The sequence below is a fragment of the Bacillus sp. AFS059628 genome (assembly GCF_002571225.1).
In the GTDB taxonomy this organism is placed as follows: domain Bacteria; phylum Bacillota; class Bacilli; order Bacillales; family Bacillaceae_G; genus Bacillus_A.
In genome coordinates this window covers 1-15,458 of record NZ_NVEC01000077.1, presented here as the reverse complement: position 1 = coordinate 15,458, position 15,458 = coordinate 1, and the positions used below count along the sequence as shown (strand labels likewise).

Below are 15,458 nucleotides of genomic sequence, written 5' to 3'. Positions count from 1 at the left end.
CGGTCGGGACCGCCATTTTATATAAAGAAAAGAACGAAACATGTTGTTTCGTATTTTTTTATTTGTTTTAACAAAAAACTAATAAAGACAGTCAAACTATCCTTAGGAAAACTCCTAAGGACTTTTTTATATATTCAAAACCTGTATAATAAAGAGCAGAGAACATTGTGAGTAAAGTAGGTGAAGTCTGTGAGTAAATATGAAATAACAACAAAATCATCTGAAGAAACACAAAGATTATCAGAAAAACTAGGTGAACTTGTCCAGGTGCAAGATGTAATTATTTTAGAAGGGGATCTAGGGGCTGGTAAGACGACTTTTACAAAAGGACTAGCAAAGGGTCTTGGCGTGAAAAGAGTTGTAAATAGTCCTACCTTTAATATTATTAAAGAATATAAAGGAAGATTACCGCTATATCATATGGACGTGTATCGCTTAGCAGAAAGTGAAGAGGACTTAGGATTTGATGAGTATTTCTACGGTGAAGGAATTACGGTGGTAGAATGGGCTCATTTAATAGAAGCGTATTTACCGAATGAAAAGTTACAAATTAGTTTATTCCATGCTGGAGATGATACAAGGAAAATTGTACTCGAGCCAATTGGAGATCGCTATATTAGATTATGTGAGGAGCTATTACAAGATGAAAGTACTAGCAATTGATACTTCGAATTACGTGATGGGTGTATCCCTTATTGAAGAAGGAAACGTAATTGGGGAAATCATTACAAATTTAACAAAAAACCATTCTGTACGTCTTATGCCAGCTGTAGAACAACTGTTGAAAGAGTGCGGTGTAAAACCAAAGGAATTAACGAAAATTGTTGTAGCTGCGGGACCTGGATCATATACAGGTGTTCGTATAGGTGTGACAGCTGCTAAAACATTGGCTTGGTCACTTCAAATACCAATTGTAGGTGTATCAAGTTTAGAAGTAGTGGCTGCAAATGGAGCTAATTTTGATGGATTAATCTGTCCTTTATTTGATGGAAGACGTGGACAAATCTATACTGGCTTATATACATATGAAGGAGAGGATTTAACTTCTATAGAAGAAGACCGAATCATCCTTATTGTAGACTGGTTGCAAATGTTAAAAGATAAAGGAAAGCCTGTTTTATTTATTGGTAACGATGTGAAATTGCACAAAGAAACGATTATCGAACATTTAGGCGATCAAGCTGTATTTGCTCCTTTCACTAAAAATAGCCCAAGACCAAGTGAGTTAGCGTTCTTAGGATTACAAAAAGAAGAACAAGATGTACATTCATTTGTGCCTAGTTATCTTCGTTTAGCTGAAGCTGAAACAAAGTGGTTGGAAAGTCAAAACAAGTAGGAGCTTGCAGAGGATGGATATGATATTTAGAAAGATGGAACTCGATGATATCGCTCAAATTGTAGCTATTGAAGAAGCATCTTTTTCAACTCCTTGGACTGCAGATGCCTTTCACCGTGAGTTAACGATGAATGAACATGCACATTATGTTGTGCTAGAAAAAGATGGCCGTGTAATTGGGTATTGTGGATTGTGGATAATTATTGATGAATCACATATAACAAATATAGCTATTTTGCCAGAATATAGAGGTCAAAAGCTAGGAGATGCTTTATTGAAAGAAGTTATTTCCGAGGCGAAAACTCTAGGAGTAAAAACGATGACACTTGAAGTACGTGTATCAAATGAAGTAGCAAAACAGTTATACAGAAAATACGGATTTCAAAATGGTGGAATTCGTAAACGATACTATGCAGACAATCAGGAAGATGGTCTCGTAATGTGGGTGAATATATAATGGAAAAAAATACGATTATACTTGGTATTGAAACAAGTTGTGATGAAACAGCAGTAGCGGTTGTTAAAAATGGAACGGAAATTATTGCGAACGTCGTTGCATCACAAATTGAAAGTCATAAACGTTTTGGCGGAGTTGTACCAGAGATTGCATCTCGTCATCATGTAGAAGAAATTACAGTTGTGTTAGAAGAAGCCTTAAAAGAAGCAAATATCACATTTGATGATATTGATGCAATTGCTGTAACAGAAGGGCCTGGTTTAGTAGGAGCGCTTCTAATAGGAGTAAACGCAGCGAAAGCAGTGGCGTTTGCACATGATATCCCTCTAGTTGGTGTTCATCATATCGCTGGCCATATTTATGCGAACCGTTTAGTAAAAGAAGTTCAATTCCCACTGTTATCACTTGTTGTATCTGGTGGACATACAGAGCTTGTTTATATGAAAGAACATGGTTCATTTGAAGTAATTGGGGAAACGAGAGATGATGCAGCAGGAGAGGCATATGATAAAGTAGCTCGTACGTTATCTATGCCATATCCAGGTGGTCCTCATATCGATCGTCTTGCACATGAAGGAGAACCGACAATCGATTTACCTCGTGCATGGCTAGAACCGGACTCGTATGATTTCAGTTTCAGTGGATTGAAATCAGCAGTTATCAACACTGTGCATAACGCAAAACAACGTGGAATAGAAATTGCACCGGAAGATTTAGCAGCAAGTTTCCAAGAGAGTGTAATTGATGTACTAGTAACGAAAGCGTCTCGTGCAGCGGATGCTTATAACGTAAAGCAAGTGCTTCTTGCTGGTGGAGTGGCTGCGAATAAAGGACTTCGTGCGCGCTTAGAAACAGAATTTGCCCAAAAAGAAAATGTGGAGCTAATTATTCCTCCTCTATCTTTATGCACAGATAATGCAGCAATGATTGCAGCGGCAGGTACAATTGCATATGAACAAGGAAAACGAGCTACATTAGCTTTAAATGCAAATCCAGGATTAGATATTGAAGCATAGTTATACACAAAATTAACCACAGCTTGTGGATAAAACCCATATTATGTGTTGATAATATGGGTTTTATTGTGTATATAAAATGTGTATAACTTTTTTATTAATTGTGGATAATGTGGAAAAAGTTATTTTGATGTTTATTTTATAAAGGTGGATATGTGTATAAACTTGTGGATAAATAAGATGAAGTCTGACCTTTGAATGTATTCTTTTTCGGGAAATAAAAAACAAGAAGATATCTTTAAAAAACATTTTGAAATATGCTTTTATTATAGGGAACGCTAATATTGTCAAACCTTGTCGGTAAATCGATATCTTGTGTCGAATCTTTTATGTAATAGACGTTGAACTGGACTAGAAGATAAAGAGGATGCCCCATCGTCAATAATATTGACTGATGAGACATCCTTCTTATTACTACTCTTATAAATGCAGTTCTTCCCATTCTGCCATACAAGCATCAAGTTGCTCTTGTAACGTTTGTTTTTTCGTTGTAATTTCACTAGCTTTTTCATAATCTGCATATATTTCTGGTAAGCAAAGTTGATCTTCTAATGTAGCAATTTCTTCTTCAAATTGTACAATGTTTTGTTCTAGTTCCTCAATTTTTCGAGTACGTTGACGCTCCAACTTTTTGCGCTCTTTTTCTTCGAGATAATTTAATTTTTCTTGTGCAACTGTCTTTTGAACGGGTGCTTCATCTTCTTGCTCTAATTCCGCACGTTCAATCATCTCATTTTTCTTTTCGACGTAGTAATCGTAATCCCCTAAATATTCTTGTACACCTTCTGTTGATAACTCAACAACAGTTGTCGTTACACGATTAATAAAGTAACGGTCATGTGAGACAAACAGAAGGGTACCTGGATAATCAATTAAAGCATTCTCCAAGATTTCTTTACTATTTAAATCAAGATGGTTCGTAGGCTCATCGAGAATTAATAAGTTCGATTTTTGCATCATAAGTTTTGCAAGAGCTAACCGAGCCTTTTGTCCACCACTAAGAGAGGATACTGGTTTTAGTACATCGTCTCCTGTGAATAAGAAGTTGCCTAGTATTGTGCGAATTTCTTTTTCAGGCTGTAATGGATATTCATCCCATAATTCATCTAAAACTCGTTTAGAAGATGTTAAGTTAGCTTGTTCTTGATCATAATACCCAACAGATACATTGGATCCGAAAGAAACATCACCATGTAATAGTGGTAACTTATTCACAATGGATTTTAATAATGTAGATTTTCCAATTCCGTTTGGGCCAACTAAAGCAACACTATCCCCGCGAGTTAAACGCATTGTTACATGTTCAATAATCGGATCCTCATCATAGCCGATAGTCGCATCCTTTACTTGTAAAACATCATTTCCACTTTGTTTTTCGATATCGAAGTGGAAGGAAGCTGACTTAGAATCACCTAATGGTCTTGTTAATAATTCCATTCGGTCTAATTGTTTACGACGGCTTTGAGCACGTTTTGTCGTAGATGCACGAGCTATATTTTTTTGAACGAAGTTCTCAAGCTTAGCGATTTCATCTTGTTGTTTTTCATAACGCTTTATTTCTTGCTCGTATAGTGCTGATTTTAAATCTAAATATTTACTGTAGTTACCAACAAATCGTCTGCTTTCTTTATTCGAAATTTCATATACTTGTGTAACGAGTTTATCTAAGAAATAACGGTCATGAGAAACGATTAGTATTGCGCCAGGATAGCCTTGTAAATATTGTTCAAGCCATGTTAATGTTTCGATGTCTAAATGATTTGTAGGCTCGTCCAAAATAAGTAAGTCTGGTTTCGTTAATAATAATTTACCGAGAGCTAATCGTGTTTTTTGTCCACCGCTTAATGTAGAAATCGTCGTCTGGTGCGTTTCAACTGGGAAGCCAAGACCGCTTAAAATCGAACGAATATCCGCTTCATACTGATAGCCACCTTGATCTTTATAATCTAATTGTAATTGGTCATAATCAGCTAATAATCTTTCATATGTAGCCTCGTTTGAAAAGTTTTCTTCTTTCCCCATCTCTTGCTCTAGCCTTCGAAGTTTTGTCTCCATTTGCTGCAAGTGTGTAAAGACGGTTAACATTTCATCCCAAATTGTTAAAGACGTTTCTAAACCGGTATTTTGAGCTAAGTATCCGATTGAGACATCTTTCGGTTTTATAATTTCGCCACCATCATGAGATAGCTCACCAGCTATTATTTTTAATAAAGTAGATTTTCCAGCTCCATTTCGTCCGACTAATGCGATGCGATCTTTCGTTTGAACTTCCAATTTTATGTTTGCAAGAATCGTTTCTGCACCGTATAATTTCGAAAGCGCGTTTACTTGTAATAAAATCAATGTTTTCACCTCAAATAATTTCTTAACTTTGCCATGTTTATATTTCTCAATCATACTAAAAATAGTGTATAGTTTAAAATACAGAGAGAATACTTCTTCTTTCTATTATACAAGGAATTTAATAAGTGCTAAACTTCTGTATTTGATTAAAGCATATGAATAAAGATAGGAAGAGAGGAGAGGTTATATGGAACAGCAGAAAATTCCACAAGCCACTGCTAAGAGATTGCCTCTATACTATCGATTTATCCAAAACTTATCTCTGTCTGGTAAGCAACGTGTTTCATCAGCCGAATTAAGTGAAGCGGTAAAGGTTGATTCCGCAACTATTCGAAGAGATTTCTCATACTTTGGGGCGTTAGGGAAAAAAGGATATGGATATAACGTAAATTATTTATTATCATTTTTCCGTGAAACACTCGACCAAGATGATATAACACGTGTAGCGCTTATTGGAGTAGGTAATTTGGGGACCGCTTTCTTACATTATAATTTCACGAAAAACAATAATACAAAAATTGAAATGGCGTTTGACGTTAGTGAAGAGAAAGTAGGAACAGAAATCGGAGGCATTCCTGTATATCACTTAGATGAATTAGAAGAAAGATTATCAAATGATATACAAGTGGCAATATTAACAGTACCGGCTACAGTAGCGCAATCTGTAGCAGATAGATTAGCTGAAACGAGTGTGCATGGTATTTTAAACTTCACGCCAGCACGCTTAAATGTATCAGACAATATAAGAATTCATCATATTGATTTAGCAGTAGAGTTACAAACACTTGTTTACTTTTTAAAGAATTATCCACAATAAAACGCAGAGGAAGCGACCTCTGCGTTTTATTATTGTTTTTTCTTTGTGAATTTAACTAATATAAGGCGAAGTGCCAAATTAAAATCAATTGTTGCCATAACTGCAAATAGTATTGTCCACATATTCCAGATTGTATCTGTTACGTTCCTAATGGCGAGGTGTGTAAAGATACATCCTAGAAGGAAGTACAATATAGCCATGAACAATGGTGAGTTTCTCATACTAAAAATCCTCCGATAAAGCCTTGCATTTTTTCAGCTTCTTTAATCATTTCTTGAATGTGTTCGTTACTCACTAACACTTGAGCAATTGCAACTAATGTATTCATTGCAACATGGGCCGCAATTGGAACGATAATACGCTTCGTTTTTACATATAAGAAGGCGAATACGAGCCCCATAGCAGTGTATACCAATAAGTGAGTGAAATCAAAATGAATTGCTGCGAATACGAGAGAACTAATGATAGCAGCAATAAAGAAGTTAAACTTCTTATAAAGTGTACCAAATAAAATTTTTCTAAACACGATTTCTTCTAGAATAGGTCCGATTATAGATATAACAATTAGGAACCAAGGAGTAGTTCTTGCGATATCCATAAGCCTCGCTGTGTTTTCAGATCCAGGTTTAATACCTAATACATACATTTCAATCATACCAGCAATACTTTGTGAGAAAAATGCTAAGAAGAATCCGATAAAAATCCATCCAATTGTAGCTGGAACAGTAGACCGCGTTTTATCTAAATGTCTATCACGAATATCTGTTCTAAGTAACCAAAGCACGATACATAATGCAATAAAGAAGCTAATGATTGCCCAGTGGCCAGTTATGAGTTGGAATTTTTCCTCCCTAGTAAATCCTCTGTTATCATAAAGTCCAGTTTTCAGGAGAAGCGGTAATCCAGCTATGGATGATAACTGCATTAAAATGTATGTAACGATAACCCACCAATATTGTTTTTTCAAATGGTTTAACCATCCTTTCTAACTCTAGTGTATGAGATAAGGTAGGATAACATGTACATATGCTACCTACGATATAAACCTTACATAAATTATGATTTTTTCGTAAATCCTTATTTGAAATTATAATAGAAGACAGGAGAAAGTTGTGTGTGTAGCGAAAACAACTTAGGGTGTCCTTTCATATTGTAACATACGAGTAGTGGAAACAACGATTCATATAGTAAAGGTAGAAGAAGAGAGAATCTATATAGAAAAGTGTATAACTTAATTTGCGAAAAAATTATGATTTTTTTACTTGCAAAAGAAATTGAGATTATTTATTATTATAAGTGTGTTAGCACTCGGGTGACCTGAGTGCTAATAAATAAAATTTACATAACAAAATGAGGAGGTTATTGTTCATGCTAAAGCCATTAGGTGATCGCGTTGTAATTGAGCTTGTTCAAGCGGAAGAAAAAACAGCAAGTGGTATTGTATTACCAGACACAGCAAAAGAAAAACCACAAGAGGGTAAAGTTATTGCAGTAGGTACTGGTCGAGTGCTTGAAAATGGTGAGCGTGTTGCTTTAGAGGTAGCAGCAGGTGATCTTATCATCTTCTCAAAATATGCAGGTACTGAAGTAAAATACGAAGGTACAGACTACTTGATTTTACGTGAAAGTGACATTTTAGCAGTTATCGGTTAATTATATAAATCTTAAAAAATCCAAGGGGGTCAATTATTATGGCAAAAGATATTAAATTTAGTGAAGAAGCACGTCGTTCGATGCTTCGCGGTGTCGACACTCTTGCAAATGCAGTAAAAGTAACGCTTGGACCAAAAGGTCGTAACGTTGTTCTTGAGAAAAAATTCGGTTCACCACTTATTACAAATGACGGTGTAACAATTGCAAAAGAAATTGAATTAGAAGATGCATTCGAAAACATGGGTGCAAAATTAGTAGCAGAAGTTGCTAGCAAAACAAACGATGTAGCTGGTGACGGAACAACAACTGCAACTGTATTAGCACAAGCTATGATTCGTGAAGGTCTTAAAAACGTAACAGCTGGTGCGAACCCAATGGGTCTTCGTAAAGGTATCGAAAAAGCTGTAGTTGCTGCAGTAGAAGAATTAAAAACGATTTCTAAACCAATCGAAGGTAAATCTTCTATCGCACAAGTAGCTGCTATTTCTGCTGCTGACGAAGAAGTAGGTCAATTAATCGCTGAAGCAATGGAGCGCGTTGGTAACGACGGCGTTATTACTTTAGAAGAATCTAAAGGTTTCACAACAGAATTAGATGTAGTAGAAGGTATGCAATTTGATCGTGGATATGCATCTCCTTACATGATTACTGATTCTGACAAAATGGAAGCAGTTCTTGATAACCCATACATCTTAATCACTGACAAAAAGATTTCTAACATTCAAGAAATCTTACCAGTATTAGAGCAAGTGGTACAACAAGGTAAACCACTTCTTATCATTGCTGAAGATGTAGAAGGCGAAGCGTTAGCTACATTAGTAGTGAACAAACTTCGTGGTACATTCAATGTAGTAGCTGTTAAAGCTCCTGGATTTGGTGACCGTCGTAAAGCAATGCTAGAAGATATCGCAATCTTGACTGGTGGCGAAGTAATCACTGAAGAATTAGGCCGTGACTTAAAATCTGCTACAATTGAATCTTTAGGACGCGCTGGTAAAGTTGTTGTAACGAAAGAAAACACAACTGTAGTTGAAGGTGTAGGAAGCACAGAACAAATCGAAGCTCGCATCGGTCAAATCCGTGCGCAATTAGAAGAAACAACTTCTGAATTCGATCGTGAAAAATTACAAGAGCGTCTTGCAAAACTTGCAGGTGGCGTAGCGGTAATTAAAGTAGGTGCAGCAACTGAAACTGAGTTAAAAGAGCGCAAACTTCGCATTGAAGATGCACTTAACTCAACTCGTGCAGCAGTAGAAGAAGGTATTGTTGCAGGTGGTGGTACTTCACTTATGAACGTATACACAAAAGTAGCTTCTATCGTAGCTGAAGGCGACGAAGCAACAGGTATCAACATCGTACTTCGCGCATTAGAAGAGCCAGTTCGTCAAATCGCAATCAACGCTGGTCTAGAAGGATCTGTAGTTGTAGAGCGTCTAAAAGGCGAAAAAGTAGGCGTTGGTTTCAACGCAGCAACTGGCGAGTGGGTTAACATGCTTGAAACTGGTATCGTAGATCCAGCTAAAGTAACTCGCTCTGCACTTCAAAACGCAGCATCTGTTGCAGCTATGTTCTTAACAACTGAAGCTGTAGTAGCTGACAAACCAGAACCAAATGCACCAGCAATGCCTGACATGGGCGGCATGGGCATGGGAGGTATGGGCGGAATGATGTAATTCCGTTTGCTCGAAAAACATCCATTTCTATATAGAAATGGATGTTTTTTTGTGTTTTTTAGAAAAGGAAATGAATTTCTGTAGAATTTTGTCGCTTTCTCTCTTGACCATACCGACAATTCATTGTTAGAATCTAGGAAGATAATATAAAACGATCCTTCATATATCCTCAAAGATAAGGTTTGAGAGTCTCTACCGGGTTACCGTAAACAACCTGACTATGAAGGCAGTGTGTCTTATATTTATAAAGAGCGGAAGACTATCTTTCTTTATAAAGCCAGACCCCTGCCTTTTCTTTGTTATGAGACTAGAGGCGGAGGACTGGCTTTTTTTATTATATTGGTAATGCTTTTCGCCAAATTGGTGAAAATATTTATATACGAGAACTAACGTTGGGGTGATTATTTTGAAGAAGCAACACGATACAATTATCGTTTTAGATTTTGGGAGTCAGTACAATCAGTTAATAGCACGTCGAATTCGTGAGTTCGGTGTATACAGTGAACTTCATCCACATACAATTACTGCGGAAGAAATTAAAGCAATGAATCCAAAAGGGATTATCTTCTCTGGTGGACCGAATAGTGTATACGGTGAAGGCGCATTACATTGTGATGAAAAAATCTTTGAACTAGGATTACCGATCTTCGGTATTTGTTACGGTATGCAGCTTATGACACAACACTTCGGTGGGAAAGTAGAACGTGCAAACCACCGTGAGTACGGAAAAGCTGTTCTTAAAGTAGAGAATGAATCAAAATTATATGCGAACCTTCCAGAAGAGCAAGTTGTATGGATGAGCCATGGCGACTTAGTAACTGGTTTACCTGAAGGATTCGTAGTAGATGCAACAAGTGAGTCTTGTCCAATTGCTGGTATGAGCAATGAAGACAAAAACTTATACGGTGTACAATTCCACCCAGAAGTACGTCACTCTGAGCACGGTAACGATTTAATTAAAAACTTCGTATTCGGCGCATGTGGTTGTTCTGAAGGATGGAACATGGAGAACTTTATCGAAGTAGAATTAGAGAAAATCCGTGAAACTGTTGGAGACAAAAAAGTACTATGCGCACTTAGCGGCGGTGTAGACTCTTCTGTTGTAGCAGTATTAATTCATAAAGCAATCGGCGACCAGTTAACATGTATTTTCGTTGACCACGGTTTACTTCGTAAAGGTGAAGCAGAAGGCGTTATGAAAACATTTAGCGAAGGTTTCCACATGAACGTTATTAAAGTGGATGCAAAAGACCGCTTCATGGACAAGTTAAAAGGCGTAGAAGATCCAGAACAAAAACGTAAAATCATCGGTAACGAATTCATTTACGTATTTGATGATGAAGCTTCTAAGCTAAAAGGAATGGACTTCCTAGCGCAAGGTACACTTTACACAGATATCGTTGAAAGTGGTACAGCAACTGCCCAAACAATTAAATCTCACCATAACGTTGGTGGACTTCCAGAAGACATGCAGTTCAAATTAATTGAGCCTTTAAACACTTTATTTAAAGATGAAGTACGTGTATTAGGATCTGAACTAGGAATTCCTGATGAAATCGTATGGCGTCAACCATTCCCAGGACCGGGTCTTGGTATACGTGTATTAGGTGAAATCACAGAAGAGAAATTAGAAATCGTCCGTGAATCTGATGCGATTTTACGTGAAGAAATTATTAAAGCGGGCTTAGACCGCGAAATCTGGCAATACTTCACTGCGCTTCCTGGTATGCGTAGCGTAGGTGTTATGGGTGACGAGCGTACTTACGATTACACAGTAGGTATCCGTGCAGTAACATCTATCGACGGTATGACAGCTGACTGGGCACGTATCCCTTGGGATGTGTTAGAGAAAATCTCTGTACGTATCGTAAACGAAGTAAAACACGTTAACCGTATCGTGTATGATGTAACGAGTAAGCCACCAGCAACTATTGAGTGGGAATAGTATTGTAATAAAAGATCCATCTATTGCACATGCATAGATGGATCTTTTATATTTTTGTTATTAACACGAACGAAAATATAAAAGTTTTTAAAAATGTTCGTTTTTAAATTGACAAAACTATTTCACCGAGTTAATATGAGTATGTAATTCAAACAAAAAGTGAATATTATGCCGTCGTATAATATCGGGGATATGGCCCGAAAGTTTCTACCTAGCTACCGTAAATGGCTTGACTACGAGGCGTTTTTATAAAGGTGAGGGGAATCTTATCTTTATTCATAGAACGCTTCCATGTATATGCAATGGAAGCCTTTTTTATTTTTAATAGATAAAAGAGGGCTAGGAGATTACGGCGAGTAATCATATAACGGGGGAAACGTAAGATGAAGCGCTATTTTCAGTTTGATGAACTCGGCACGAATTATAAAACAGAGTTCATAGCAGGTTTAACGACATTTTTATCTATGGCTTATGTACTATTTGTCAATCCTGCTACGCTGTCACTTGGAAATGTTAAAGGGTTACCGGCAGGTACAGGAATGGATCCAGGTGCAGTATTCGTTGCTACAGCGTTAGCGGCGGCGATTGGTTCGTTAATTATGGGTATTTTCGCGAAGTATCCGATTGCTTTGGCACCGGGTATGGGAATTAACGCGTTCTTTGCTTATACGGCAGTGTTAACGATGGGTATTCCTTGGCAAACAGCAATTGCTGGAACGTTAATGTCAGGTATTATCTTTATTATTCTTACAGCTTCAGGTATTCGTGAAAAAATCATTAATGCAATTCCATCAGAGTTAAAGTTTGCAGTAGCGGCAGGTATCGGATTGTTCATTGCTTTCCTTGGATTCCAAAATGCTGGAATTATTGTGAAAAATGATGCTGTTCTTGTTGGATTGGGGGATTTAACAAAAGGCACAACGTTACTAGCAATCTTCGGAGTTGTTACGACAATCATCTTCATGATTAAGAAAGTTAATGGTGCAGTATTCTACGGTATGATTCTTACAGCGATCTTAGGAGTGGCAACAGGATTGATCGATACGCCAAAAGCTGTAGTGGGAGCAATACCGAGTCTAGAACCAACGTTCGGTGTAGCGTTAACACACTTCGGAGATATTTTCACTGTTCAAATGGTGATTGTTATTATTACGTTCTTCTTCATCGATTTCTTTGATACAGCAGGTACACTTGTAGCGGTTGCGAATCAAGCGGGATTAATGAAGAATAATAAATTACCACGTGCAGGAAAAGCATTATTCGCAGATGCGATTGCAACTGTAATTGGTGCGATCTTAGGTACATCAACAACAACGTCTTACATTGAATCTTCTGCTGGGGTAGCAGCGGGGGGGCGTTCTGGATTTACAGCAGTTGTAACAGCAGGATTTTTCTTGTTGGCACTATTCTTCTCGCCATTATTAAGCGTTGTAACACCAGCTGTAACGGCACCAGCTTTAATTATTGTAGGAATCTTAATGGTTTCATCTTTAGGTGAAATTGATTGGAAGAAATTCGAGATTGCAGTACCAGCATTCTTTACAATCATTTCAATGCCACTTACGTATAGTATTGCGACAGGGATTGCAATCGGGTTTATCTTCTATCCAATTACAATGGTAGTAAGCGGTCGTCGTAAAGAGATTCATCCAATTATGTATGTTATGGGAGTTTTATTCGTACTATATTTCATCTACGTTCGTAAATAAAAGGGGTTTTTGAAAGGTCTAGACTTAAGGGGAGTCTAGACCTTTTTTGCGTCTTCAGAAAATCTTAAGGATTTCCGAGCGTTTTTCTTCAGAAGTTTTCCTATAATAGAAGTTAGGGATTAAAAAAGTGATGGGGGAGATATTGTGGCACACGAAACAATACTTGTCGTAGATGATGAAAAAGAAATTAGGAATCTTATTACAATCTATTTAAAGAATGAAGGATATAAAGTACTGCAAGCAGGAGACGGAGAAGAAGGATTACGTTTACTAGAAGAAAATGAAGTACATCTAGTCGTATTAGATATTATGATGCCGAAAGTAGACGGCATTCATATGTGTATGAAAGTAAGGGAAGAAAAAGAAATGCCAATTATTATGCTTTCCGCGAAAACGCAAGATATGGATAAAATTTTTGGATTAACAACGGGTGCAGATGATTACGTAACGAAACCATTTAATCCGTTAGAGTTAATCGCAAGAATTAAATCTCAGTTACGCCGTTATATGAAAATGAATGGTTTCGCTATACAAAATGAGGACGAGCTAGAAATTGGAGAGATGAAAATAAACATCTCGACCCATAAAGTTATTGTGGACGGAGAAGAAGTGAAACTGACCCCAAGGGAATTTTCAATTCTAGAATTACTAGCTCGTAATCCGGGTATGGTCTTTAGTGCGGAACAAATTTATGAAAAGGTTTGGAACGAAAGATCTTTCCAGTCTGATAATACGGTAATGGTGCATATTCGAAAAGTACGTGAAAAGATTGAGGAGAATCCAAGGAAACCTAGATATATAAAAACAGTATGGGGAGTGGGGTATAAGATTGAAAAAGATATTTAATCCATTTACTTATGTAAGGAAAATTCGAGAATTAATTAGGAAGGTAATAAAGAGTGTGAAACGGAGTATACGAATTCAACTTATTACTGCGTTTACTGCTTGTGCGTTATTAGGGCTTTTCTTTGCAAAGGGAGCAGCGCCTTTTTTTGAGAATGCGAATCGGCAGGCGACAATCGATTATCGGTCTGGTATGAGAGATATCCACCAACAAGCTCAAAGTGTGGCGAATAGTTCAGTTCACGAAAATAAATTAGAAGCTATATCCGATATGATTGAAATGGAGAACCAAAATTTAGAACGAGGATCTAGAGCTTTAAAAGTACTGGTTACTGACGAGAGCGGCAAAGTTGTATATAAGACGAAGCAGGCACAAGAAGAACAAATTGATTTACACAATACAATTCGTAATGCAGCATCATTTGCAATCAACTATTCCAATGGTCAAGATGAATTTGAAAATACAAGAAAGGAATTTATAGCTTTTGCGCCTATAACAATAGAAGATAAGAATTTATACATGTTTGTTAGTGGGATTCCGGGAGGTGAAGTGCGATATCATACGCAAGAAGGCCCATTCCCATTTTTAATTGGTGTACTCGTATTCATTTTCTCTTTCTTCTATATAACAAAGAGAAAGATGAAACAAATTGAAGCGATGGCACAAGGTGTAAAGGAAATAGAAAAAGGCAACTTAGCGTACCGTATTGAGAAGAAAGGTGAAGATGAGATTGCGTCTTTAACTGAGAATATTAATAATATGGCGGAAGAGCTTATGAATAATATAGAAAAAGAACGGAAATTAGAGAAACAGAAGAATGAGCTTATTACGAATGTATCCCACGATTTACGTACACCGCTGACTTCCGTTATGGGTTACTTGCGATTACTTCGAGATTCTGAATATGAAAATAAAGAACAACATGATGAATATACGAGAATTGCTTTTGCGAAGTCAGAGCAGTTAAAGAATTTAATAGAAGATTTATTTGAGTATACGAAGTTAACAAATGAGCAAGTTATATTAGAAAAACAAGAAGTTTGTATAAATGAGTTACTCGAGCAATTAATAGAAGAGTTAGTACCGCAGGCAGAAGAGCATGGACTTACGTTTGTTAAGAAGTTTCCGGAGGAGCGTGCCTATGCAGCGGTTGATTCGGAAAAGATGGTCCGTGTATTTGATAATTTATTAATGAATGCAATTAAGTATAGTAAAGATGATGGAGAGATAAAAGTTTCTCTTCAAAGGCAGCGCCGGGATATACAAATTGTAATTGCGAATCATAGTGAAGAGTTTACGAGAGAAGAGTTAGGAAGTTTGTTTGAACGCTTCTATAAGAAAGATCAATCTAGAAGTAGAGTAACAGAAGGATCAGGACTTGGATTAGCGATTGCGAAAAGTATTGTTGAGTTGCAAGGTGGTAGTATTCGAGCAGAATATGAGGATGGTATTATTCAGTTTATCGTCTCGTTACCAATCATAGAAAAATAATAAATGAATAGAATGATATAGGATAAAAAGGCTTATGTTAAAAGAAATAAGCCTTTTTATATTTTTTATAAAAACATATTGACGATTGTAGGTTAGAGGTGTAATATAGAACAAGTCGCCGATGACATTAACGTCGAAAGCGGCAAACGAAATAAAAAACTTAGTTGACATTGA

General features: G+C 36.9%; 14 protein-coding genes and 2 riboswitches. Of the genes, 11 read left to right on the top strand and 3 right to left on the bottom strand.

What is annotated here, in order from left to right:
• Window positions 1-189: 189 nt before the first annotated feature.
• From tsaE to tsaD, 4 genes are read left to right on the top strand one after another with little or no spacing between them, the layout of a single operon-like run.
• A complete protein-coding gene (gene tsaE, locus COL05_RS24355; RefSeq protein WP_098670462.1) occupies window positions 190-663 on the top strand; it encodes a tRNA (adenosine(37)-N6)-threonylcarbamoyltransferase complex ATPase subunit type 1 TsaE in 474 nt (157 codons plus the stop codon).
• Window positions 644-1,336, top strand: a complete 693-nt coding sequence (tsaB, locus tag COL05_RS24350) for a tRNA (adenosine(37)-N6)-threonylcarbamoyltransferase complex dimerization subunit type 1 TsaB (protein WP_098670461.1) — start codon at window positions 644-646, stop codon at window positions 1,334-1,336. The genes tsaE and tsaB overlap by 20 nt, the downstream gene beginning before the upstream one ends.
• A gap of 13 nt (window positions 1,337-1,349) precedes the next feature.
• Window positions 1,350-1,793: a ribosomal protein S18-alanine N-acetyltransferase gene (gene rimI, locus COL05_RS24345; protein WP_000367197.1), complete on the top strand. Its 444-nt coding sequence runs from the start codon at window positions 1,350-1,352 to the stop codon at window positions 1,791-1,793.
• Window positions 1,793-2,809 carry a tRNA (adenosine(37)-N6)-threonylcarbamoyltransferase complex transferase subunit TsaD gene (tsaD, locus tag COL05_RS24340; protein WP_098670460.1) on the top strand — a complete coding sequence of 339 codons (1,017 nt, stop codon included), beginning with the start codon at window positions 1,793-1,795 and terminating at the stop codon, window positions 2,807-2,809. The genes rimI and tsaD overlap by 1 nt, the downstream gene beginning before the upstream one ends.
• A gap of 420 nt (window positions 2,810-3,229) precedes the next feature.
• Here the strand turns inward: tsaD and COL05_RS24335 are convergent, their stop codons facing one another.
• The gene (locus COL05_RS24335; protein ID WP_218937612.1) at window positions 3,230-5,152 is read right to left on the bottom strand and encodes an ABC-F family ATP-binding cassette domain-containing protein; all 1,923 of its coding nucleotides are present in this window, start codon (window positions 5,150-5,152) and stop codon (window positions 3,230-3,232) included.
• A 187-nt stretch (window positions 5,153-5,339) separates the two neighbouring features.
• Here COL05_RS24335 and COL05_RS24330 point away from each other — a divergent pair, with 187 nt between their 5' ends.
• Entirely contained in the window at window positions 5,340-5,969 is a 630-nt protein-coding gene (locus tag COL05_RS24330; protein ID WP_048528493.1) for a redox-sensing transcriptional repressor Rex, read from the top strand.
• A gap of 29 nt (window positions 5,970-5,998) precedes the next feature.
• On the opposite strand, the gene COL05_RS24325 is transcribed toward COL05_RS24330, so the two are convergent.
• Window positions 5,999-6,190, bottom strand: a complete 192-nt coding sequence (locus COL05_RS24325) for a YdiK family protein (RefSeq protein ID WP_001246207.1) — start codon at window positions 6,188-6,190, stop codon at window positions 5,999-6,001.
• Window positions 6,187-6,936, bottom strand: coding sequence for a CPBP family intramembrane glutamic endopeptidase (locus COL05_RS24320; protein ID WP_098670458.1), 750 nt, complete (start codon window positions 6,934-6,936; stop codon window positions 6,187-6,189). Before COL05_RS24320 ends, COL05_RS24325 begins: the two co-directional genes overlap by 4 nt.
• Window positions 6,937-7,337: 401 nt before the next feature.
• Here COL05_RS24320 and groES point away from each other — a divergent pair, with 401 nt between their 5' ends.
• The 6 genes from groES (at window position 7,338) to COL05_RS24290 (ending at window position 15,284) form a co-directional block, all read left to right on the top strand.
• Window positions 7,338-7,622, top strand: a complete 285-nt coding sequence (gene groES, locus COL05_RS24315; protein WP_000917306.1) for a co-chaperone GroES — start codon at window positions 7,338-7,340, stop codon at window positions 7,620-7,622.
• 38 nt (window positions 7,623-7,660) lie between these two features.
• Window positions 7,661-9,295, top strand: coding sequence for a chaperonin GroEL (gene groL, locus COL05_RS24310; protein ID WP_098670457.1), 1,635 nt, complete (start codon window positions 7,661-7,663; stop codon window positions 9,293-9,295).
• 139 nt (window positions 9,296-9,434) lie between these two features.
• Window positions 9,435-9,536, top strand: a riboswitch (purine riboswitch).
• Between the two features lie 165 nt (window positions 9,537-9,701).
• Window positions 9,702-11,240: a glutamine-hydrolyzing GMP synthase gene (gene guaA, locus COL05_RS24305; protein WP_142337646.1), complete on the top strand. Its 1,539-nt coding sequence runs from the start codon at window positions 9,702-9,704 to the stop codon at window positions 11,238-11,240.
• Between the two features lie 154 nt (window positions 11,241-11,394).
• Window positions 11,395-11,496: riboswitch (purine riboswitch) on the top strand.
• Window positions 11,497-11,623: 127 nt separating this feature from the next.
• The gene (locus tag COL05_RS24300) at window positions 11,624-12,949 is read left to right on the top strand and encodes an NCS2 family permease (protein WP_000833097.1); all 1,326 of its coding nucleotides are present in this window, start codon (window positions 11,624-11,626) and stop codon (window positions 12,947-12,949) included.
• A gap of 144 nt (window positions 12,950-13,093) precedes the next feature.
• The gene (locus tag COL05_RS24295) at window positions 13,094-13,795 is read left to right on the top strand and encodes a response regulator transcription factor (RefSeq protein WP_098670455.1); all 702 of its coding nucleotides are present in this window, start codon (window positions 13,094-13,096) and stop codon (window positions 13,793-13,795) included.
• The gene (locus tag COL05_RS24290; RefSeq protein WP_098670454.1) at window positions 13,779-15,284 is read left to right on the top strand and encodes a sensor histidine kinase; all 1,506 of its coding nucleotides are present in this window, start codon (window positions 13,779-13,781) and stop codon (window positions 15,282-15,284) included. The genes COL05_RS24295 and COL05_RS24290 overlap by 17 nt, the downstream gene beginning before the upstream one ends.
• Window positions 15,285-15,458 lie beyond the last annotated feature (174 nt).

Excerpts from the sequence above, each read along its gene's own strand:
- tsaB (WP_098670461.1), top strand. The coding sequence starts at position 644 with ATGAAAGTACTAGCAATTGATACTTCGAATTACGTGATGGGTGTATCC.
- rimI (WP_000367197.1), top strand. The coding sequence starts at position 1,350 with ATGGATATGATATTTAGAAAGATGGAACTCGATGATATCGCTCAAATT.
- tsaD (WP_098670460.1), top strand. The coding sequence starts at position 1,793 with ATGGAAAAAAATACGATTATACTTGGTATTGAAACAAGTTGTGATGAA.
- COL05_RS24330 (WP_048528493.1), top strand. The coding sequence starts at position 5,340 with ATGGAACAGCAGAAAATTCCACAAGCCACTGCTAAGAGATTGCCTCTA.
- COL05_RS24325 (WP_001246207.1), bottom strand. The coding sequence starts at position 6,190 with ATGAGAAACTCACCATTGTTCATGGCTATATTGTACTTCCTTCTAGGA.
- groES (WP_000917306.1), top strand. The coding sequence starts at position 7,338 with ATGCTAAAGCCATTAGGTGATCGCGTTGTAATTGAGCTTGTTCAAGCG.
- groL (WP_098670457.1), top strand. The coding sequence starts at position 7,661 with ATGGCAAAAGATATTAAATTTAGTGAAGAAGCACGTCGTTCGATGCTT.
- COL05_RS24300 (WP_000833097.1), top strand. The coding sequence starts at position 11,624 with ATGAAGCGCTATTTTCAGTTTGATGAACTCGGCACGAATTATAAAACA.